General features: G+C 70.5%; 18 protein-coding genes. 4 read left to right on the top strand and 14 right to left on the bottom strand.

The annotated features are described in order from the left end of the window. Nucleotides 1-98: 98 nt before the first annotated feature. Entirely contained in the window at nucleotides 99-2,825 is a 2,727-nt protein-coding gene (locus AB5J62_RS31505; protein ID WP_370943626.1) for a BTAD domain-containing putative transcriptional regulator, read from the bottom strand. A 288-nt stretch (nucleotides 2,826-3,113) separates the two neighbouring features. On the opposite strand from AB5J62_RS31505, the gene AB5J62_RS31500 reads away from it, so the two are divergent. Next, nucleotides 3,114-3,986, top strand: a complete 873-nt coding sequence (locus tag AB5J62_RS31500) for a zinc metalloprotease (RefSeq protein ID WP_370943625.1) — start codon at nucleotides 3,114-3,116, stop codon at nucleotides 3,984-3,986. 4 nt (nucleotides 3,987-3,990) lie between these two features. On the opposite strand, the gene AB5J62_RS31495 is transcribed toward AB5J62_RS31500, so the two are convergent. Together AB5J62_RS31495 and AB5J62_RS31490 are read right to left on the bottom strand one after the other, a co-directional pair. Then, nucleotides 3,991-4,614, bottom strand: a complete 624-nt coding sequence (locus tag AB5J62_RS31495; RefSeq protein ID WP_370943624.1) for a TetR/AcrR family transcriptional regulator — start codon at nucleotides 4,612-4,614, stop codon at nucleotides 3,991-3,993. Between the two features lie 50 nt (nucleotides 4,615-4,664). Then, nucleotides 4,665-6,929 (bottom strand): molybdopterin-dependent oxidoreductase, encoded by a 2,265-nt coding sequence (locus tag AB5J62_RS31490; protein WP_370943623.1) that lies wholly within the window; start codon nucleotides 6,927-6,929, stop codon nucleotides 4,665-4,667. A 243-nt stretch (nucleotides 6,930-7,172) separates the two neighbouring features. Between AB5J62_RS31490 and AB5J62_RS31485 the strand changes: the two genes are divergently transcribed. Beyond that, nucleotides 7,173-7,718: a TetR/AcrR family transcriptional regulator gene (locus tag AB5J62_RS31485; RefSeq protein ID WP_370943621.1), complete on the top strand. Its 546-nt coding sequence runs from the start codon at nucleotides 7,173-7,175 to the stop codon at nucleotides 7,716-7,718. Between the two features lie 44 nt (nucleotides 7,719-7,762). Here the strand turns inward: AB5J62_RS31485 and AB5J62_RS31480 are convergent, their stop codons facing one another. From AB5J62_RS31480 to AB5J62_RS31465, 4 genes are all read right to left on the bottom strand, one after another. Next, on the bottom strand, nucleotides 7,763-9,367 hold the full coding sequence (locus AB5J62_RS31480) for a TolB family protein (protein WP_370943620.1): 1,605 nt from the start codon (nucleotides 9,365-9,367) through the stop codon (nucleotides 7,763-7,765). Nucleotides 9,368-9,516: 149 nt separating this feature from the next. Then, a complete protein-coding gene (locus tag AB5J62_RS31475; RefSeq protein ID WP_370943619.1) occupies nucleotides 9,517-9,732 on the bottom strand; it encodes a hypothetical protein in 216 nt (71 codons plus the stop codon). Next, nucleotides 9,729-10,079 carry an SDR family oxidoreductase gene (locus AB5J62_RS31470; protein WP_370943618.1) on the bottom strand — a complete coding sequence of 117 codons (351 nt, stop codon included), beginning with the start codon at nucleotides 10,077-10,079 and terminating at the stop codon, nucleotides 9,729-9,731. The genes AB5J62_RS31475 and AB5J62_RS31470 overlap by 4 nt, the downstream gene beginning before the upstream one ends. Before the next feature lie 5 nt (nucleotides 10,080-10,084). After that, nucleotides 10,085-10,975: an SGNH/GDSL hydrolase family protein gene (locus tag AB5J62_RS31465; RefSeq protein ID WP_370943617.1), complete on the bottom strand. Its 891-nt coding sequence runs from the start codon at nucleotides 10,973-10,975 to the stop codon at nucleotides 10,085-10,087. Between the two features lie 96 nt (nucleotides 10,976-11,071). On the opposite strand from AB5J62_RS31465, the gene AB5J62_RS31460 reads away from it, so the two are divergent. Then, on the top strand, nucleotides 11,072-11,884 hold the full coding sequence (locus tag AB5J62_RS31460; RefSeq protein ID WP_370943616.1) for an alpha/beta fold hydrolase: 813 nt from the start codon (nucleotides 11,072-11,074) through the stop codon (nucleotides 11,882-11,884). Here AB5J62_RS31460 and AB5J62_RS31455 read toward each other — a convergent pair. Then, nucleotides 11,875-12,840, bottom strand: coding sequence for a glycosyltransferase (locus AB5J62_RS31455; RefSeq protein WP_370943615.1), 966 nt, complete (start codon nucleotides 12,838-12,840; stop codon nucleotides 11,875-11,877). The two genes, AB5J62_RS31460 and AB5J62_RS31455, sit on opposite strands and share 10 nt — an antisense overlap. A gap of 4 nt (nucleotides 12,841-12,844) precedes the next feature. Next, nucleotides 12,845-13,441: a class I SAM-dependent methyltransferase gene (locus AB5J62_RS31450; protein WP_370943614.1), complete on the bottom strand. Its 597-nt coding sequence runs from the start codon at nucleotides 13,439-13,441 to the stop codon at nucleotides 12,845-12,847. Nucleotides 13,442-13,537: 96 nt separating this feature from the next. On the opposite strand from AB5J62_RS31450, the gene AB5J62_RS31445 reads away from it, so the two are divergent. Next, nucleotides 13,538-14,764 carry an MFS transporter gene (locus tag AB5J62_RS31445; protein ID WP_370943613.1) on the top strand — a complete coding sequence of 409 codons (1,227 nt, stop codon included), beginning with the start codon at nucleotides 13,538-13,540 and terminating at the stop codon, nucleotides 14,762-14,764. A gap of 82 nt (nucleotides 14,765-14,846) precedes the next feature. On the opposite strand, the gene AB5J62_RS31440 is transcribed toward AB5J62_RS31445, so the two are convergent. From AB5J62_RS31440 to AB5J62_RS31420, 5 genes are all read right to left on the bottom strand, one after another. Further along, entirely contained in the window at nucleotides 14,847-16,052 is a 1,206-nt protein-coding gene (locus AB5J62_RS31440; RefSeq protein WP_370943612.1) for a glycosyltransferase, read from the bottom strand. Nucleotides 16,053-16,169: 117 nt separating this feature from the next. Next, nucleotides 16,170-16,826, bottom strand: coding sequence for a DNA alkylation repair protein (locus tag AB5J62_RS31435; RefSeq protein WP_370943611.1), 657 nt, complete (start codon nucleotides 16,824-16,826; stop codon nucleotides 16,170-16,172). Between the two features lie 26 nt (nucleotides 16,827-16,852). Then, nucleotides 16,853-18,274 (bottom strand): rifampin monooxygenase, encoded by a 1,422-nt coding sequence (gene rox / locus AB5J62_RS31430; protein ID WP_370943610.1) that lies wholly within the window; start codon nucleotides 18,272-18,274, stop codon nucleotides 16,853-16,855. A gap of 178 nt (nucleotides 18,275-18,452) precedes the next feature. Further along, nucleotides 18,453-19,544: a C40 family peptidase gene (locus tag AB5J62_RS31425; protein WP_370943609.1), complete on the bottom strand. Its 1,092-nt coding sequence runs from the start codon at nucleotides 19,542-19,544 to the stop codon at nucleotides 18,453-18,455. Continuing rightward, nucleotides 19,541-20,482: a nucleoside hydrolase gene (locus AB5J62_RS31420; RefSeq protein ID WP_370943607.1), complete on the bottom strand. Its 942-nt coding sequence runs from the start codon at nucleotides 20,480-20,482 to the stop codon at nucleotides 19,541-19,543. The genes AB5J62_RS31425 and AB5J62_RS31420 overlap by 4 nt, the downstream gene beginning before the upstream one ends. Nucleotides 20,483-20,517 lie beyond the last annotated feature (35 nt).

Raw genomic sequence — 20,517 nt, 5'->3', positions numbered from 1 at the left:
CAGGGGCGGCGGAGCGGCCTGAGTAAAGAAGCCTTCTGATTGGTATAGACCAGTGAATCCCGCGCGGCCATACGCCATTCGAGGGAGGACAGAACTTGTCAGCGCAGGCGGTCGCGCATCCGGCGGACGTCGGCCGTCCGATATTGCGCCGCGTACAACTCGAGCGCGTCCTGCCAGGCCGCGCGAGCGCGTTCGAGGTCGCCCGCGGCGGCGTGCGTTTCCCCGAGCTTGGCTTGGATGTCCGGTAAGTAGAACGTGTAACCGAGCCCGCTGAGCACGTCCAGCGCCCGCTCGTAGTAGCCGATCGCCTCGCCGCTCGTCGGCGCGACGTCGCCGAGCACGAGCAGCGCCGCGCTCTCGCCTTCCTGGTTGTCGTACTTCCTGAGCAGCGGCAACGCGTATTCCGAGCACGCGCGCGCGGCGCCGGTCCGGCCGAGCCTGGCGCAGCATTTCGCCGCCATCGTCAGCGCGACCGCGCTCCACGTCACGTCGCCGAGTTCGCGGAACAGCCGGACCGCGTGCTTGGTGTGCCGCAACGCGGGCAGGTGTTCCTCGCGCAGGCCGAGCATGTCGCCGGTGGCCATGTGCGCGTTGGCCAGCCCCAGTAGATCGCCCGTGGTTTCCAGCACGGACAGTGACTCCCGCAGCGTCGCGAGCGACTCGTCGAGATGCCCTGACCGGGTCAGCGCGTGCCCGAGCATCACCAGCGCCCAGCCCTCGGCGCTCCGGTCACCGAGACGCCGCGTCGCCTCGACCGCGTCCCGGCAGGCGACGAGGCTGTCGTCGGCGTGGCCGCGCAGCCAGCGGTAGGCCTCCAGTTTCCGCGCCAGCAGCCAGACGGTTTCGTCCCAGCCGGACTCGACGGCCAGCCGGTGCATCGCGCCGAGGTTCGCGTACTCGGTGGCGAACCAGCTCAGCGCGGCCGCCCGGTCGGGCAGTGCCTGTGGCTCGCGGCCCGGCGGCAGCGGGCCGAGTTCGATGCTCGGCCGGTGCGGGTCGAGCAGCCGGTCGGCCGCGTGCGCCGTGTGCAGGTAGAACTCGGTGACCCGGCGCAGCGCCGCCTGCGCCTCCTCGGCCGGCGCCTGCTCGGAGCCGTACAGCCGCAGCAGGTCGTGCATCCGGTAGCGGCCGGGCGCGTGCTGCTGGACGAGGCTCGCGGCCTCGAGCTCACGCAGCAGCCCGCGCACGCGGCTCAGCGGCAGCCCGGCGAGGCTCGCGACCGCGAACGGCGTGATGTCCGACGCCGGAAAGCAGCCCAGCAAAGGGAAAACGGCCATCGCGTCGGCGCCGAGCGCGTGCCATGACCACGAGAACACCGCGCGGATGTCGGCGTTCAGGTCCCCGGAACCGAGCGCGTCGAGCCGGGTCGCGCCGTCCTCCAGCTCCTCGGCCAGCGCCGCGAGCGGGAACCCCGGATGCCGTCCCGCCCGCGCCGCGACGATGCTCAGCGCCAGCGGCAGCCCCGCGCAGTAGCGGACGAAAGCGTTGACCGCCTTCGGTTCCGCGTCCACCCGCGCCGCGCCGAGCTGCCGGGTGAGCAGCTCGCGCGACTCGGCGTCGGAGAGCACGCCGAGCGTCAGGTCGCGCGCGCCGTGCGTGGTGACGAGCCCGGTCAGCTGGTTGCGGCTGGTCGTCACCACCGTGCAGCGCGAGCCGCCCGGCACCAGCGGCAGCACCTGCGCGGCGTCGCGCGCGTTGTCGAGCAGCACGAGCATCCGCTTGTCGGCCAGCACACTGCGGTACAGCGCGGCCTGAGCGTCCACTCCGGACGGTATCGCCGACGGGTCGACGCCGAGCGCGTCGAGGAACGCGCGGATCGCCGCGGACGGCGGCACGGCGGCGCCGGACGGGTCGAACCCGCGCAGGTTCAGGTACAGCTGGCCGTCGGGGAACCGGTCGAGGTGCCGATGCGCCCAGTGCACCGCGAGCCAGGTCTTCCCGGTGCCGCCCGCGCCGTCGACGGCCGCGATCGGCAGCGCGCCCGAGAGGTCGAGCAGCTCGGTGAGCGCGGCCAGCTCCCGCGTCCGCCCGATGAACGAGTGCGGTGGCGCCGGCAGCTGACGCGGCATCGGCAGCCGCCTGGTCGCCGGCGCGAGCGCGGGATCGGCGCGCAGCATCCGCTGGTGGAGCGTCCGCAGCGCCTGGCACGGGTCCGCGCCCAGCTCGGCGGCCAGCCTGCGCCGGAGCCGCTCGTAGCAGTCGAGCGCGTCGGCCTGCCGGTCGCAGCGGTACAGCGCGAGCAGGTACTGCCCGGCGACGCGCTCGTCCAGCGGGCGTTCGGTGGCCCGCGCCGACAGCTCGGGCAGCAGCGCCGCGTGTTCACCGCGGCGCATGCGGATGTCCGCGAGGTCCAGCTCCGCCGCGAGCCGCTCCTTCTCCACCGTGTCGCGCACGCCGTTGACCCACGGCGTGTCCAGCCCCGCGAACGGCTCACCCCGCCACAGCCCGAGCGCCTCGCGCAGCAACGGCTCGGCGAGATCGTCGGCGCCGGCCGCGCGGGCGTCGCGCAGCAGCGCCCGCACCCGATGCAGATCGACGGCGGCGGGATCGACCGTGAGCAGGTAGCCTCCGGAATGCCGGGTGATCGATACGTCGGACGGCAGCGCCTGGCGTAGCCGGGTGAGGTAGCTCGACAGCGTGCCGCGGGCCCGATGCGGCGGCTGCTCACCCCAGACCCGGTCGACCAGCGTGTCCGCGGACACCACCCGGTTCGCGTCGCACAGTAGCGCGGCGAGCACCGACCGTTGCCTGGCGTGACCCGCGTCGACGGGCACACCGTCGAAGCGGATCTCGATCTCGCCGAGCACGCCGAACCGAGCAGACAACTGGCCTCTTCCTCCCCGAGGAGTGCATAGCGCCATCTAGCTGCGCATTCAATGCCTGTTCAAGATTTTCCCACGAACGGCCCTGCACAGTGGAGCGCGGCGACGGCCTTCCTGGGGGTAAGACCGCCGCCGCTACTTGAGGGGGAGGGACGGCATGCGCGGGCGTTGGTGGGACTGAACGGGCGAAAACCCGTCCACGGTGGGGTGGCCGTGTCCCGCTGAGAGGGTCGCCGGGCACGGGGCTGAGTACCTTCCGGTTGCACACAGCAACCGGAAGGGGAGTGCCGGATGAAGCCCGCACATGTCGTCGCGATCTCCGCGCTGGCGTTGACGTTCCTGGCCGTGCCGAACAGCACGGGCGGCGCGGCCGGTGACGACTGCGCCACCCCGCCCGCCTCGGCGGCGGCCCGCGACCGCGACGGCGGCTTCAACGACGTCGGCACGGTCGAAGCGACGGTCGCCGAGCTGGACTTCCGCGCCAGGCTCGCCCTCTCGCCGACGCCGCGGGTGGCCGCGGCCACCATCCCGGTCCACTTCCACGTGATCACCGACGGGCCGGACGGCAAGGTCTCCGACGCCGACATCGACAAGCAGATCGCCGTGCTCAACAAGGACTTCGGCGGCACCGGCTTCAAGTTCGACCTGAAGAGCGTCGACCGCACCGACGACGCCGACTGGTTCGCCGTCCGGTACGACTCCTCGACCGAGCTGGCCATGAAGCAGGGCCTGCACCGGGGCGACGCGGGCGCGTTGAACCTCTACACGGCCAAGCCCGAGTCCCGGATACTCGGCTGGGCGACCTTCCCCTGGGAGTACACCGCCAAGCCGCGCAAGGACGGCGTGGTGCTGGCGTACAACACCCTGCCCGGCGGCCAGGCCCCGTTCGACCTCGGCAAGACCGCGACGCACGAGGTCGGGCACTGGATGGGGCTGCTCCACACCTTCCAGGGCGGCTGTAAGGCGCCGGGTGACTACGTGGATGACACGCCTTACGAGCGCAGCGCCGCTTCCGGGTGCCCCAAGGGCCGCGACACCTGCGACAAGCCAGGACTCGACCCGATCCACAACTACATGGACTACAGCGACGACGCCTGCCTGACCCGGTTCTCCGACGGGCAGATCGACCGTATGAAGGACCAGTGGAAGGCCTACCGCGGCTGAGCCGTCAGAGGCCGTTTTCGATCATGTCCAGCACGCGCTGCCCGATCGTCTCGCGGAGTTCGTCGTCGAGCCTGCGCAGCGGACCCTGGGTTTCCAGCGTCGCCAAGCCGTGGACGGCCGACCAGGCGAGGAACTCGGCGCCGTGCCTGCGGTCGGTGGACAGCACCCCGGCGTCGACCAGTCCGTCGAGCGCGGACGAGAGCAGCTGGAACGGGGTCAAGCCGCTCGGGCCCGCGCGGTTGGGCGCGCCGGCGTCGGTCATGTCGAGCGGGACCGAGAAGGCGGTGCGGAACAGCTCCGGCTCCGACTGGGCGAACCGGAGGTAGCCGACGCCGATCGCGCGCAGGCGGGCGCGGGCGGCTTCGGCGCGGTCCGTGGTGGCGGGCAGCGCGGTCTGCTCGGTCTCCATCGCGACGGCGACCTGGGCCTGCGCGACCCCGCAGACCGCCGCGAGCAAGGCCTGGCGGTCGGCGAAATGGCGGTACGCCGCGTTGGGCGCGACGCCGGCGCGGCGCGTGGCCTCGCGCAGGACGACCGCCTCGGGGCCACCTTCGCGGGCCATCGCCGTACCCGCCTCCAGCAACGCGCGCCGCAGGTCACCGTGGCGGTAGGTCGTGCGTGGCGGCATGGGGGACAAGGTACGCGCGTGCGCTCACTGAAAACTGTCGGTGCGGTGTTCTAGCGTGATACGGGTTCGAGTTTGGCGGGCACGTGTTTGTGCCACGGAGTACCAGCGAAGGGGTCGCGCCAGTCCAATTCAGTGAGTTCGTTCGGGGCCACGCCGGTCTTGGTCCGGTTGCCGTGCACGGGGTCGGCTTCGGCCGCCGCGTAGTCGACGCCCATGCCGTTCGGCAGCGAAAGGTGTCCCGGCTGCATGCGGTCGTTGACGGCGATCGGGGTGTCGATGCTGCCGCGCGCGGTCGTGAGGGTGACGTGGTCGCCGGTCGCGACGCCGAGGCGGTCCGCGTCCGCCGGGCTGATGAAGAGCGCGCCGTCGGTGTCGCGGCGGCGCCAGCCGGGGTCGCGGAAGATGGTGTTCGCGGTGAAGGCACGGCGTTCGCCGGCCGAGAGCACGAACGGGAATTCCGCGCTGGTCTTCCCGGGCTGCTCGTCGCCGAGCTTGCGCAGCTCCGTCAGCAGTTCGGGCAGCGCGATGGTGAATCGGCGGTCGTCGCGGCGCACGTAGTTCCAGACGTGCTCCCACTCGTCGACGGTGAAGGTCACTCCGGAGCGCCGGGTGAGCACGGCGTCGAAGAGCTTTTCGCCGGGTTCGAGGCCTTCGCCGGTGAAACCCGCGCGGCGCACGGAATCCGGGTTCGCCTGAGCACAGAGGTGCGCGGCGCCCCAGAGCGAGGCCGCGCCGGCCATGCCCGGCGGCAGCTCGGGGCCGAGCGTTTCGTACAGCACGTACGGTGCGAGGCCCATGAGCCGCGGGTCGGCGGCGACCTCGGTGAAGAACGCCTGGGCGAAGTTCGCGCGGCCGGCCGAGCGCAGACGGTCGAGCGTGTCTTCGCCGACGGCGCCGAGCTCGCGCATGAGCCTGGCGTAGATCTCCGGCTCCGGCATGGTGCCCGGCAGCGGGTCGAACAGCGGCGCGCGGAGCTGGAAGGCGTTGTGCGGGAACTCGACGTTGAAGAACGTAGCTTCGCACTTCTCGAACTGGCTCGCCGCCGGCAGCACGTAGTCGGCGTGCCTGGCGGTCTCGGTGAACGCCACGTCCACGACGACGACCAGGTCCAGCGCGTCGAGCGCGCGGCGGAAGGTGGGCGAGTCGGCCAGCGAGTGCGCCGGGTTGACGCTGTCGAGCCACATCGCGCGGAACCGATCGGGATGGTCGGTGAGGATCTCTTCGGCGATCGAGTTGCAGGGCACCAGGCCCGCGATGATCCGCGCGCCGGTGACCGGCGTGACCCGGCTCGGCTTGGCGGCCGCCGAGGTGTTCGAACCGGCGATCGGCACGAACGACGAGTGCAGGTACATCGCGCCCGGCTTGCCGAAGTTGCCGGTGAGGATCCACTGCAGCTTGTTCAGGTACGAGCAGAGCGTGCTGTGGATGCTCTGCTGGATACCGAGATCCTCGTAGGTGCAGACGCTCGACGCGGACCCGATGCGCCGCGCGGCGGCACGGATCAGGTCCTCGGGCACCCCGCACGCGTCCGCGAACCCCGGAACGTCCACATCGGACAGTTCGGCGAGCACGGCGTCGGCGCCGGTGGTGTGCTCGGCCAGGAATGCCTTGTCGACAAGGTCTTCCTGCACGAGCACGCCGAGTATCGCGGCGAGACACCAGGCGTCCGTGCCCGGTTTGACCTGCAGGTGGAAGTCGGCGAGGTCGGCCGTCTCGGTGCGCTTGGGATCGATCACCACCATGCTGCGGCCCGGATCGGCCGAGATCTGCCGCAAGGTCGGCCTGGCGCGCGGGAAACTGTGCGACTGCCACGGGTTCTTGCCGACGAACACGACGACCTCGGCGTGCTCGAAGTCGCCTTTCGTGTGACCGCCGTAGAGCTTGCCGTCGACCCACATCTCGCCGGTCTTCTCCTGGGCGAGCGCGTTCGAGTAGTACCGCGCGCCGACCGCGGCCTGGAACGCCCGGTTGTACGTGGTGCCGAGGTGATTGCCCTGCCCGCCGCCACCGTAGAAGAAGATCTTGTCCCCGCCGTGCGCGTCACGGATGACTTCGAGCCGCCGCGCGATCTCGGTGATGGCGGTGTCCCAGCCGATCTCCTCGTACGACCCGTCGGGGCGGCGGCGCAGCGGCGAGGTCAAGCGGTCGCGGCCGTTCTGATAGCGGTCGAGCCGCAGCGCCTTCTCGCAGGTGTAGCCCGCCGACGCCGGATGTTCCTTGTCGCCGCTGATCTTCGCGAGCCTGCGGCCGTCCAGCGTGACCTCGATGCCGCAGTTGCATTCGCAGAGGATGCAGGCGCTCTTGGCTGTGCTCACGAGTGCTCCCATAGATCGATCGGTCTATGGGTACCATGGCATATCTAGACCGACCGGTCTAGGGCGTGTCCTGGGGATCTTGTGCGATGGGAGTCGTGATCCAGGTGGTCGCCGGCGGTGCCGCGGGATCATCCTCGTACCGGGTTGTACTCGGGTGATCGCGCGGTGCCGCCGGCGGCCACCTGGGCGCGGCTAGCGCGTGCAAGAGCCGCAGGACACGCCCTAGAGCATGAGGAGATGTGGATGACGGCCGGACCGAGAGAGCGCCTGATCGAAAGCGCCATCACGCTCATCCGCGAGCACGGTGTGCACGGCACCGGTCTCACCGAGCTGCTCACGCACAGCAAGACCGCGCGCGGCTCCATCTACCAGCACTTTCCCGGCGGCAAGACCGAGCTGATCGAGCACGCGACACTCTCGGCAGGCGAGCAGATGAGCGCGCTCATCGAGGCGCGCGCCGACTCGCCGTCCGCGCTGATCGCCACCCTGGTCCGCTGGTGGAAACGCACCCTCGAAGCCAGCGACTACCGCTTCGGCTGCCCGGTCGTGGCCGCCGCGCTCGCCGAGCAGACGGCCGCGGCCACGGTCTTCGAGGAATGGGAGCGCCGCCTCGCGGCCTCACTGACCGCCGCGGGCATGGACGAGGCCGAAGCGCCGTCCATGGCCACCTTCATCGTGAGCGCCATCGAAGGCGCGATCATCCAAAGCCGCAGCACCAAGTCACCGCGCCCCCTGGACGCGGCCGACACCCAGCTCCAGAAACTCCTGACCCTCCACCTGGGGTCGTGAGTGGTATGACCGGTTAGAACCGGTCATACCACTCACGACCCTGGTCAGCCTGCGGCTTCGACGGCGTCCAGGCTGAACACCTGCAGCAAGCCGGTGTTGATGCGCACGTAGCGGTAGGGCGCGCCGCTGTGCGCGACCTTGGTGACGTGCGTGCCCGCGCCGAGGTCGATCAGGTTCAGCTGGCCCGAGCCGACCGATTTGCCTTGTGCGTCAAGGAAGTCGAGCGAGGTCAGCAGGCCGAGGTTCAGCCCGCCGTAGTACACCGACAGGTCGCCGGTGCCTTCCTCGTCCTCGCCCATGTCGAGCACGAGACGGCCGCCGAGCAGGCCGGTGACGCCCGCGAGTTTGCCGTCGGGGGCGCCGAGCGCGTTGGCGCCGTTGGACAGGCCGACCGTGGTGCCTGCGGCGATCGCGTCGGCGTACGGGTCGGCGCCGGGCTTCAAGGCGGGCGCCGAGAAGATGTCGGCGACGTTGTTGCCGTCGGCCGAGGCCAGGTTCGCCGACTCCGAGCGGAAGACGGTCACGCGGCCGTTGCCGCTGAGGTCGACGTTGTCACTGTCGGCCTCCGCCTGCGCGCCGCCCGCCGCGACGCTGGTGCGGAGGACGGTGCCCTTGTCCAGGTCCTTGACGAAGACGTCGTCCGCGCCGTTGGTGTCGCCCGGCACCAGGTTCGTCGCGGCGGACGCGAACGCGAGGTACCGGCCGTTCGCGCTGAGCTTCGGCTCGGTCGCGGCGCCATTGGCCTGCGCGCCGGCGGCGGTGACGGTGCCGATCCGGATCGTGCCCTTGGCGAGGTCCTTGACGAACACGTCGGCCGCGCCGTTGGCGTCCGAGGGCACCAGGTCGGCCGCGGCGGACTCGAAGGCCGCGAACTTCCCGTCGGCGCTGATCGTGGGCGCCGTGCCGCCGCCCGCGCTCTGCCCGCCGGTCGCGGTGGTGCTGATCCTGCTCAGGGTGCCGGTCTGCGAATCCTTGAGGTACACGTCGGAGACGTTGTTCGTGTCTCCCGCGACGAGCGCGCCGCTGGTGGCGAATACGGCGAGCCTGCCGTCGGCGCTGAGCGGGTACGTCGTCGCGGGCGCGTTGGCGACGATGAGCTTGGTCTCGGCCGTGTCGAGGTTCTTGACGTAGGCGCTCGTGCCAGACCGGAAACTCACGTGCCGCCCGTCCGCGCTGATCGTCGCGAAGTCGCTCTCGGCGGTGCTCGCCTTGACGATCGCGCCGGTGCGGATGTCTTTGACGAAAACGTCGCGCACGCCGTTGGTGTCACCCGGCACCAGGTTCGTCGCGACCGAGGTAAATGCGACGTAGCGGCCGTCCGCGCTGATACTGGGGCTTTCGGAATCGGCGTCGGCCTGCGTGCCATTGGCCGCGGCCGAAGCGTGGGAGATAACGCCGGTGACGGTATCCTTGACGTATATACCTTGACTTCCGTTCGTATTCCCCGGAATGAAGTTGGTCGCGTACGACGCGAAAACCACATACCGGCCATCGGCGCTCGTGGCGGGATCCGAAGAGCTGTCGTTACCCTCGGCCGCCGGGGTGCGGCTGATCACCTGGATCACCGGCGTCGCCGCCGATGCGGGCACGGTCACCAGAAAACCGGCGAGCACGCCTGCCGCCACGAGCACGGGTCTGAGAGCGGACATTCCCTACCTCCCCCTAGGACGGACAACCTCCCATTTCCTAGGTGGGCGCGGCGGTGACGGTCAACCGATCCGGGAAGGTAACACCTGACCGGCCCAGCGCCCGCCGGAAAAAGAAACGCTGAGCGATAGAAATGAACACCCGATCAGCCCTAGATGTCCACGATCGCCCCGCACGAGATGTTCACCGTGGAACTGGTCATCGTCCGTGCCTGATCCGAAGCGACGAACGAGGCCACATTCCCGACATCCGCCAAGGTAGCCGTCTTACCCAAAAGTGTTGAACCGCGCATCATGCTTTCGAATTCGGCGCGGTCGCCGAACGACCCGGGGATGGTTTCGGGTATCCCGCCGGTCTTCAGCGTCACCACCCTGATCCCGTGCGGCCCGAGCTCGGCTGCAGGAACTCCTCGACGGTGATCTCGGCCAGCGGTTTCTGCACGTCGCCGCAGGAGATGACGTTGACCGAGATGTCCACCCGCCCGGTGCGCGCGACCACCGAGTCGACGAACGTGTCCACCGCCTGCTCGTCGAGCGCGTCGAGTTCGGTGACAGCGGCGCCGATCTCCTGCGCGAGCGCGTCCAGCTTGGCCTTGGTGCGCCCGGCGAGGAAGACCTGCGCGCCGTCCCTGGCGAACGCGCCGGCGATGGCGCCGCCGATCGGCCCGCCGGCGCCGTAGACGATCGCGGTCTTGTCCTCCAGCAGCCTGCCCACGCAGGTCAGCCGCGGATCTTCGACAGCACGATGCGGGCCTGCGCGTCGCCGCCGGCGGAGTTCGGGTGGAACGGGACGGCGATGGCGAGGCCGTTCGCCGAGATCGGCAGCAGGCCTTCGACGTAGCGCGTGAACGGGCTGGTGCACGCGTCGTGGCCGATGGTCTGGCTGTGCGTGTCGACGAACTCGACACCGGTGGCCGCGGCCGCGCTCTTCACCGCCGCGTTGAGCTCACGGAGCTTGGCGCCGAGCCACTCCATGTCGCTGTTCAGCACCGGCTGGAACGGCCAGCAGCCACCGCTCTGCGGGATGCCGGCCAGATAGTCGACGAGCAGGACGCGCGCGTGCGGGGACCGCTGCTTGATCTCGGTGACCGCGGTGATCACCTTGTGCTTGGCGGCCGTGATGTTCTCCGACATCCGGTCGACGCCGCCGCTGACCCACTTCGGCTTGCACGGCACGCCGAGCGGCGGCGGCAGCAGGTTGATGCAGCCGCTGACCGCGCCGGCGAGTCCGGCGTCGTTGCCGCCGATGCCGACGGTCACCAGGTCCGTGGTCTCGGTGAGCTGGGCGAACTGCGGCGCGTTGGTGCCGCCGAACAGCAGGCCGCTCTGCGGGTTGGCGAAGTCGTCGGTCGTCGCGCCGCCGCAGCTGGCGTCGAAGAACTTCGGCACGCCGAGCGCCGCCGCGACCTGCTTGGGGTAGTCCCGCGCCGACTGCGCGCAGCCGAACGGCACGTACTGCGTCGTGGGCAGCGGCACGATGACGACGTCGGCCGTCCACGAGTCGCCCAGCGCCACGTACTCGCGGTAGGTGCGGGTGGCGGCGTTCGCCGGGGTGGCGATCCCGGCTAGCAGCAGCAGGGCGGCGAGTACCGCGGACAGGCGTGCGGACATGGGTGGTCCTCTCGGCGCTGAGGGAAGAAAGCTCGGAGGTAACGTCAGCGGATTTCGGGGACAAGGTCAAGAGCCGAAGGAGTTAGGCTCGGTCGCGTGATCGAGACCGACTTGACCCTTCCGGACGGCCGCGCACTGCACGCCTACGACACCGGCGGCGACGGCCTGCCCGTGTTCTGGCATCACGGGACCCCGAACATCGGCGCGCCGCCGAAGCCGCTGTTCACCGAGGGAATCCGCTGGGTTTCCTTCGACCGTCCCGGTTATGGAAGTTCGACGGAGGTGCCCGAGCGCGACGTGGCGTCGGTGGCGGAGTGCGTCGCCGCGGTCGCCGACGCGTTCGGGATCGAGCGGTTCGGGGTGATGGGCCATTCGGGTGGCGGCCCGCACGCGCTGGCGTGTGGCGCGCTGCTGCCGGAACGGGTGGTGGGCGTGGTGAGCGTGTCCGGGCTGGCGCCGTTCGACGCCGAGGGGCTCGACTGGTACGCGGGCATGAACCCGTCCGGCGCGGACGGGCTGCGTGCCGCCGTCGAGGGCCGGGAGGCGAAGGAGCGGTTCGAGGCCGCGGGCGCCTATGACCCGGAGATGTTCACCGAGGCGGACCGGGCCGCGCTGGCCGGGGACTGGGCGTGGGTGCTCGAAGTCGTCGGCCCCGCGATCGAGGCGGGCACCAGCGCGCTGATCGACGACGACCTGGCCTTCGTGGGCCCGTGGGGATTCGACCCGGCGCAGGTCGCCGTGCCGGTGCTGCTGGTGCACGGCGAGGACGATCGCGTCGTGCCGCATGCGCACAGCGCGTGGCTCGCGAAGCGTTGCCCCTCAACGGAATTCTGGTCGTCTCCCGGTGACGGGCACGTCTCGGTGCTCCGGCGGGCCGCCGAGGCGCGGGACTGGCTGGCTCAGCGGTAGTCCGGCAGCTCGCGTGCCACCTCGGCGGGCGACGGCATCCGCGCGATCTCCTCGGCGATCCCGTGTGCGGCTTCGCGGAAACCGTTCTGCGCCAACAGCTTTCGTGTTTGGTACGCGATCGCGTCCGCGCTGATCTCGGTCGGCAGCAGGCGCAGGCTCGCACCCGCCGCGGTGACCGCTTCGGTGTTGGCGAACTGGTCGGCGCCCTGCGGCAGCATCAGCTGGGGCACGCCAGCGGCGAGCGCGCCGAGCGTGGTGCCGCTGCCGCCGTGGTGCACGACCACGGCGGCGTGCGGCAGCAGGCTCGCCTGCGGCACCCACTTCGCGACGGTGACGGTGGCGGGCACGTCGCCGAGCAGGTCGGCACGCACCCGCCCGGTGGCGACGACCACGTGCGCGTCCAGCGTGGCGAGCCCCTCGATGGCCTCGCTGAGCAGCTCCGGAGTGCCGAACGCGGTGCCGAGCGTCAGGTAGACCAGCGGCTTGGTCTCGTTCCGGGCGGGCAGCGGGCCAGGCGGGGAGAACGGCACCGGCCGCAGCCGGATCTGGTCGCCGAAGTCCTTGTCCTGCAAGGAAGGCGGGCAGATGTCGAGATGCGGCCGCGCGCCGGACGGTCGGGTGAGGCCGATGCCTTCCGGGAACAGCCTGCCGAATCCGTGCCACAGCCCCGGAATCCCGGCCCGCTCCGCGGCGACGGCGGCGCCGGGCACACCCCAGCCGTGCACGACCAGGTCAGGCCGGAGCCGCTCCAGCTCCGGCGCGAGGTCTTCCGCGTAGATCTCGTAGAACGTGTCAGCCGGGCGAAACGGCCGCAGCCCGAGCGTGTCCAGCGGCGCGTGCACCTCTTCGCCGACCGCGAACCACACCTCGTGCCCGGCGTCCCGCGCGGCGACCGCGAGCGGGACCATCGGATAGGTGTGGCCGACCGAACCCAGGCTGGCGAAGAGGATGCGCACCGAATCAGCGTAGACGGCGGGCGCGCAGCACGATGTCGGCGTGATGCGGGTTGTCGTGCGGGACGTGAACCCTGGCCCGGTTCTCGTGCCGCTCGATCTCCCAGTCGTCACCGAGCAGGTCCGCGATCTCGGCGGGCTGGTAGAACTCGCGCGGGTCCGGACCGCGCCAGCCTTCCGGCGGTGTTCCCTCGATGAGATGGCTGACCACGAGCAGCGTTCCGCCGGGCGCGACGGCGTCGAGCAGTCCGCGCATGGTGGCGTGGTCTTCCTCGTGCAGCACCGGGAAGTACTGCGCCGAAACGAGATCGAAGCTCCGGCTCGGCGGCGGTGAGACCCTCGGGTCGGCCTGCTGCCAGTCGATCCCGGAGTCGGGGCCCGCCAGCTCGGCCGCGCGGGCGAGCGCGACCGGCGAGATGTCGATCGCGGTCACCTTCCAGCCCCGGCCGGCGAGCCAGATCGCGTCGCCGCCCTCGCCGCAGCCGAGGTCCAGCGCCTTGCCCGGCGTCATGTCCTCGACCTCGGTGACCAGCCCGCCGTTGGGGTGGCCGCTCCAGCGGCGTTCGTTTTCGGAGTAGAGCCCGTCCCAGAATTCCTGATCCATGGCTCCACCGTGCGCCCATGCTTGCGATTTCGCCAAATCGGTTTGCCGTTTCGGCAAACCACTGCTCCGCTCGTGGCGATCTGCTTGGATCAGCCGATGGGGCGGCGGTCGCTGGGTCGGCAGTTCGGGTGGTTGTGGGCCGCGTTCGCGGTCAGTTCGTACGGGTCCGGACTGGGCTTCGGCGCGTTTTCGGTGCTGGCGATCATGGTGCTGCACGTGGGGCCCGCCGAGGTGTCGGTGCTCTCGGCCGCGGGACTGGCGGTCGGCGCGGTGCTCGCGGTGCCGCTCGGGCCGTGGGTGGAGTTCCGCCGCAAACGGCCGGTGATGATCGCGATGGACCTGCTCCGGTTCGCCGCGCTGGTGAGCATCCCGCTCGCGTTCGCGTTCGACTTGCTCACGTTCGCGCACCTGGTGGTGGTGTCCGTGCTCGTCGCCGCGGCCAAGATCGCGTTCTCCTCCGCGAGCGGCGCGTACCTCAAAACACTGGTGCCGCAAGAGGATCTGCTGGTCGCGAACGCCAGGTTCGAGTCGACCACCTGGAGTTCCGTCGCGCTCGGGCCGCCGCTCGGCGGAGCCGCGATCGGCCTGTTCGGCCCGGTCACGACCATCCTCGCCGACGCGTGCAGCTACCTGCTCTCGGCACTGGGCATCCGTGCGATCGGCGGCAGTGAGCCACGCCCCGAGCGCTCCGGGAAACCGCGGCTTCGCGCCCGTGACCTGCTCGACGGCTGGCGCACCATCCTCGAAAACCCGGTGCTGCGCAGGCTTTTCCTCAACACGATGCTCGTCAACGGCCTGATCATGGCGACCGAACCGCTGCTCGCCGTGCTCATGCTCGGCGAACTCGGCTTCGCGCCGTGGCAATACGGCCTCGCGTTCGCGGTCCCGTGCGCCGGCGGCCTGATCGGCTCACGGCTGGCCCGCAAGCTCGTCGCGCGCTTCGGGCAGCATCGGGTGCTGCTCGTCGGCGGGACACTGCGCGCGTGCTGGCTGATCGGCCTCGTCTTCATCAGGCCCGGCCTGCCGGGACTGGTGATCGTGATGGTCGTCGAGCTGGGCCTGATCCTGTGCATCAGCGTGTTCAACCCGGTGGTGGTCACCTACCGGCTCTCCAGCACGGAGACCGGCCGCGTCGCGCGCATGCTGTCGGCGTGGTCGATCAGCTCCAGCGCGACCATCGCGGCGCTGACTGCGGCGTGGGGGCTGCTGGCCACCGCCACCAGCCCCCGTATCGCACTCGCGGCCGCCGGGGCACTCTGCCTGCTCACGCCGGCCCTGCTGCCCCGGCGCGACCACACCAAGCAACCCCAGCCCGTCTCCTAGCGCGAGGGCCGGGATAAAGCGGGCTTTACTCCGCGATGTTTAGCGGGCTTTATCCCCGGGAGTAAAGCCCGCTTTATCCCGGCTAGCGGGCGAGCAGCAGTTTCGCCGCGACCATGGCGCCGTCGGTCCTGACCATGCCCGAGACCTCTTTGGCGTGCTTGAGAGTCTCGGGTGCCAGGGCCGTGGTGAGCGCGGCGGTCAGTGACTCGGCGGTCGCGGTCGAGTCCACGTGCGCGACGCCGATTCCGAGGTCGGCCACGCGCGAGGCCCAGTACGGCTGGTCGGCGATGCGGGGCATGATCACCTGCGGCGCGCCCGCGCCTGCCGCCGTCGTCGTGGTGCCCGCGCCGCCGTGGTGCACGACCGCGGCCACCCGCCGGAACAACGCCTGCTGGTTGACTTCGCCCACGGCGAAGCAGTCGTCGGCGTTGTCGACCAGGCCCAGCCCGGCCCAGCCGCTGCCGAGCAGCACCCGGCGCCCCTGAGCGCGGATCACCTCGGTCGCCACCCGCGCGATGTCCTGCGGCGCGTGCGCGGCCATGCTGCCGAAGCCGACGTACACCGGTGGCGTGCCGTCGTCGAGGAACGCGGTCAGGTCGTCCGGGAGCGGCCGGTCGTCGGGGAGCTGCCACGCCCCGGTCTGGGTGAGGTCGTAGTTCGTCATGCCCTCCGCCGGGCACAACGTCGGATCGGCCGCCAGCAACGGCTGCTCGGTGAACACGTGATCGCGCACGTTGGCCACCGGCGGCAGCCCGATCTTCGCCCGTCCGGCGTTGAGTGACTCGCCGTACAGGCCGTTGACACGCTCGGCGTCCTGCTTCCACAGCACGTCGAAGTCCGTCTCGTCTTCGGACGACGGCGTGCCCGGCCGCTGTCCCGGCCGGAAGTGCCGCGACGGCAGCCCGAAGATCTGGAAACACGCGTAGACGTAAGGAATTCCCAGGTGCTCGGCCACATCCCGGACACCGGCCGGCATCAGGCCGGACCCCATCACCACGTCACATCCTTCGGCCGCCTCGCCGAGTACCTCGAACCGCGCCCTGACGAGTTCGGGCGCGAGCCAGAACGCGTCCTTCGCGGTCGGCGGCTTCTCCCCGGACACCACCGACTTCACCGACGGCCCGAGCGGCACCATCGGCACGCCCGCCCGGTCGAGCAGTGTCACGAAATCCTCGTCGGGCGGCGCGGCCACGGTGGCCTCCGCACCCAGGCCCCGCAACGCCACCGCGAGCCCCGCCAGCGGCTCGACATCCCCGCGTGATCCCCATGTCGACAACAGCACACGCACTTTTCGAATCCCCGTTTCCCCAGGTCATAGCGTTGGACCGGGCAATTGTGGGGCACGCCCCGGGGCTTGCCGCAAGCCCCGGGGTGCGCTATATGTTGAAGGGGGCGGGGGAAAGTGTCAGGCCTGGCGCCGCACCATCTCGGTGATCCAGATCGGTGCGAACGGTGAAGTGCAGCCCGGCGGCGTCGGATAATCCTTGAGCACCTGCAGGCGTTCGCCGATGTCGAGCGCGCGGTCGCGGTACTCCGCGTGCTCGATCCCGATCTGGGCCAGGCAATGGTTCATCGCCCACTGCAGCCGGTCGGGCGCCGCCTTCATCTTGGCCTCGATCACGTCGAGCAGGCCCGCGAGATCGAGCCCGTCCGGCTTCTTGGCGACACGTTCGGTCGTCAACGCCCAGCCCGCGCTCGCGACCACCGGATCCGCGTCCGCGAACCAGGCCACGCGCAGCGCTTCGGTGTGCGGGCTCTTCTTGACGACGTAGTTCACCAGCCAGTCGTGCACCTTGGGGGTCCGCGACTCGCGCAGCATCGTGTCCAGCTCGTCGCGCTCGAACGCCTTCGGACGGCAGATCAGCAACGCCAGCAGCCTGGCCGCGGTGTCGCCGGTCGCCCACAGTCCCTTCGCCAGGTCCTGCTGGGTTTTCAGCCGTTTCGCGACCGCGCGCAGCTTGCCGAGGTTCACGCCGTGGTCGTCGCCGTGCTTCTCGTTGATCGCGCGGGCCTTCGGGTCCTCGAGCGCGGCCAGTTCGGCCATCACTTCGGCAACCGTCATCTCCACCACCTCCGCCCGAGAGTCAATCACCGGCGGGGCTCGCCGAACCAGCGGGCGAGCCGATCGTCCAGGTCGGACTGCGCGTCGCCGACCCAGGCGACGTGACCGTCGGGACGGAGCAGCACGGCGGGAACGTCGATCCCCGCGGCCGGATCCGCGAGGTGATCGACCCGGTCCGACCAGCCGCCGGTGGTCAGCCGCCCGGTGCGGTCCAGCAGCAGGCCGCGGCCACGGCCCAGCAGGTCATAGAGACGGCCCGTCTTCACGTCGATGTCGCGCAAATGGCGCCCGAGCAGGTCAGGACCTTCGCCGAGGTCGTAGCGGACGTCGATCGCGGTGATCTTCCCGATCAGATGGCGGTTCACCTCGTCGAAGTCCATCAGCTCGGAGAGCAGCCTGCGCACCGCCTGCGCGCCAGGATCGGTCGACAGCAACGTCATCTGGGCGCGGGTGTTGTCCAGCACGTCCGCGGCGACGGGATGACGTTCGGCCTGATAGGTGTCCAGCAAGGCGTCCGGCGCCCAGCCACGGACCCGTGCCGCCAGTTTCCAGCCGAGGTTGACCGCGTCCTGGACCCCGAGGTTGAGCCCTTGACCGCCGGTGGGCGGATGGACGTGCGCGGCGTCGCCCGCCAGCAGCACCCGCCCGACCCGGTATCGCTCGGCCAGCCGCGTGGCGTCCCCGAACCGGGACAGCCACCGTGGGGAGTGCACGCCGAAATCGGTACCCGCGACGGCACGCAGCCGTTCTTGGAAATCCTGCAGGGTAGGCGGTTCCGCGCGATCACCGACGTCGCCCGCCGGCACGACGACGCTGTGGACACCACCGCCGAAAGGCCTGAGCCAGAACGGTTTCTCCTGGACCTCGGCCACCTTGGCGGCGATTTCCGCCGGCGGCGCGGTCACTTCCATCTCGCCCATGAGCGTGTCGGTGCGCGACGGCTCGCCGGGGAAACCGACGCCGAGCAGCTTGCGCACTGTGCTGCGCCCGCCGTCGCAGCCGACAAGGTAGCGTGTACGCAGCTCCTCGCCGCCGGTCAGCTTGACGGTCACGCCGTCGTCGTCCTGCTCGAACCCGGTCACCGCACATCCACGCCGAACTTGCGCGCCCAGTTCGCTTGCCCGTTCTTCGAGCAGTCGCTCGACGACCGGCTGCGGAATGCCCAGCAGATAGGCGTGCGAGGTGTCCAGGTCACGCGGCGCGGGCTTGGCGATCGCGGCGAAGAAACCGGCCGCCGGGCGTTGCCTGCCGTGTTCGAGCAGGCGGTCCAGCAGCCCGCGCATGGCCATCAGTTCGAGGCTGCGCGCGTGCAGGCCGACGATGCGCACGAACGACTTCGGCTCGGTTTCCGGCTCCAGCACGAGAACCCGCACCTCGTGCAGCCGCAGCTCGGCGGCCAGCATCGCGCCGGTGGGGCCGCAACCGGCGATGACTACGTCGAAATCCATGGTGTTGCCTTTCGGGAGTGCCCTTTGTGGCGCTCCCGGCGACACCTACGTCAATCGCCGGCCGTGACGGCAAGGGGGAGCACCCACGTCGATACAGCGGTCATGGGTCTCACCTCCTCAGGCGGTGTCACGGTCGAGCAGTAAAGTACAAGCCCGGTCGGCGTGCCGTCCACCCGTTTTACGCGACCGGACGGCCCGCGCCCGCGTAGTCGTCGCCCTGCTTGCGGTAGGTGTGCACCTGGACGGCCTGACCCTCGGTCGGCGCGTCGATCATCTGCTGGTTGCCGATGTACAGGCCGACGTGGTGGATCTTGGTCTTCGGCTCGCCGTAGAAGATCAGGTCGCCCAGCTGCGGCTCGCCGACCGCCTTCACGCTGCGGAACTGCGTGTCGGCCGTGCGCATCAGCTTGACGCCCGCGCTCGCGTACGCGGCGGTGGTCAGGCCGGAGCAGTCGAAGCCCGGATCGCTGCCGCCCTTGCCGTTGCCGCCCCACACGTACGGCAGGCCGATCTTGCTGATCGCGAAGTTGACCGCGCCCAGCACGGCCGGGTTCGGCGGGTCGGAGCGCTGGCCGACGGTGCCGTAGACGTTGAGCGTCGCGAGCGTGCGGTGCAGCATCAGCGGAGCGGAGTGCAGGGTGCTCACGGCCTTCCACCACACGTCGCCCTTGAGCAGGTCGCGTCCGTCGCCGCAGAGCGCGCGGGCCGCGGTGAGCACCACGTCGTCGATGTTCTGCACGTCCGGCGTCTTGCCCGACGCGCTGGCCTGCCACTTGTCCCAGATCGCCGACGGCAGCTGCAACGGGCCGTTCGCGTCCGAGGTCGACACCACGCGGCCGTAGAAGTCCTTGAACGGCACGTTGCCGATCGGCTTCGACGGCGCGCCCGCCTCGTCGAACTGGGCTTCGAGCGCGCGGCCGTGATCGGTGGTCGTCTTGCCGACGGCGGCGAGCGTCACCCACGACAGGTGGCAGTCCGGCTTCTCCTTGGCCAGCGCGAGCGTCGCCTTGGCGTAGCTCTCCATGGGGCGCAACGGGATGTCGAGCCAGGTGCTGGTCTTGCTGGCCCACGCGTCGAACGCCTGGCCGGGCTCGGCGGGCGGCTTGCTGTTGTCACGCAGGACGACCGGGGTGTCGATCGGCGGCAGCTGCGTCGGGGTGGGGTCCGCGGTCGTCGTCTTCGCGCCACCCGGCGCGAGGTTGACGGCGACGACCAGGGCGCCGACCGCGACGACGACGGCGCCGAGGGAGATCAAGGCCTTGCGCTTCACCGGGTACCAGCCAATCGGGTCAGCAGGAATGCGCGGAGTCCGTCGAGATCGGTGTCCAGCGCGACGTCGACCGTGCGGCCGCCGCCGGGCTTGAGCCTGCGGTCGGCCACGGTCGCGCCCCGCGCCGCGCCGAAACCGCAGTCCACCTCGATCGGGTAGGTCTCGGTCACCAGGATGCCCGGCTTGATCGCCTCGGCGACGGCGACCGCGTCGTGCAGCACGATCCCGTCGAAGCCCAGCTCGGTGCGGTAGTGCGCCAGGTACTCGGCGGTCAGGCTCTCCAGCGTCGCGCCGAGCGGGCCGGACGCCGCGAGCTTGTCCAGCCACGCCGAGTCGAACGTGCAGCGATGGGTGAGGTCGAGCGGCACCAGCACGCAGGGCACGTCCTCCTCGACCAGCACGCGCCGCGCGGCCTCGGGGTCGCTCCAGATGTTGAACTCGGCCGCCGGGGAGCTGTTGCCGTGGTGCAGGCCGCCGCCCATGATCACGATGCGCGCGATCTTCGCCTTGACGCCGGGGTGCGCGGCCAGCAGCAGCGCGATGTTGGTCAGCGGGCCGATCGGCGCGAGGGTGACCGGCCCGTCGGCCGCTTCGATCAGGGAGACCAGCAGGCTGACGGCGTCCGAGGACGCCAGCGGCCTGGTCGGCTCTGGCAGGGTGTGCGAGCGGCCGGACAAACCGTCGGCGCCGTGGACGTGCGCGGCCCTGTCCAGCTGGGCGTGCACGAGCGGCCGGTCAGCGCCCGCGGCGACCGGCACGTCCAGCCTGCCGCAGAGTTCCAGCAGGCGCCGCGCGTTGAGCGTGGTCGTTTCCAGTGGCACGTTGCCGAAGACCGTGGTCACCCCGAGCAGCTCGACGTCGTCGCTCAGCGCGGCCAGCGCGATCGCGAACGCGTCGTCGACACCCGGATCGGTGTCGATGATCAGCCTCGTCCCCATGTCCATCCCCTTGATAACGACGTGCACCCCCGATC

The sequence above is a fragment of the Amycolatopsis sp. cg5 genome (genome assembly GCF_041346955.1).
GTDB lineage: Bacteria > Actinomycetota > Actinomycetes > Mycobacteriales > Pseudonocardiaceae > Amycolatopsis.
This window is presented reverse-complemented; position numbering and strand designations above follow the sequence as displayed.

Bases quoted from the DNA above. Each gene is read 5' to 3' on its own strand.
- AB5J62_RS31500 (WP_370943625.1), top strand. From the start codon at position 3,114: ATGAAGCCCGCACATGTCGTCGCGATCTCCGCGCTGGCGTTGACGTTC.
- AB5J62_RS31495 (WP_370943624.1), bottom strand. From the start codon at position 4,614: ATGCCGCCACGCACGACCTACCGCCACGGTGACCTGCGGCGCGCGTTG.
- AB5J62_RS31485 (WP_370943621.1), top strand. From the start codon at position 7,173: ATGACGGCCGGACCGAGAGAGCGCCTGATCGAAAGCGCCATCACGCTC.
- AB5J62_RS31480 (WP_370943620.1), bottom strand. From the start codon at position 9,367: ATGTCCGCTCTCAGACCCGTGCTCGTGGCGGCAGGCGTGCTCGCCGGT.
- AB5J62_RS31465 (WP_370943617.1), bottom strand. From the start codon at position 10,975: ATGTCCGCACGCCTGTCCGCGGTACTCGCCGCCCTGCTGCTGCTAGCC.
- AB5J62_RS31450 (WP_370943614.1), bottom strand. From the start codon at position 13,441: ATGGATCAGGAATTCTGGGACGGGCTCTACTCCGAAAACGAACGCCGC.
- AB5J62_RS31445 (WP_370943613.1), top strand. From the start codon at position 13,538: ATGGGGCGGCGGTCGCTGGGTCGGCAGTTCGGGTGGTTGTGGGCCGCG.
- AB5J62_RS31435 (WP_370943611.1), bottom strand. From the start codon at position 16,826: ATGACGGTTGCCGAAGTGATGGCCGAACTGGCCGCGCTCGAGGACCCG.
- rox (WP_370943610.1), bottom strand. From the start codon at position 18,274: ATGGATTTCGACGTAGTCATCGCCGGTTGCGGCCCCACCGGCGCGATG.
- AB5J62_RS31420 (WP_370943607.1), bottom strand. From the start codon at position 20,482: ATGGGGACGAGGCTGATCATCGACACCGATCCGGGTGTCGACGACGCG.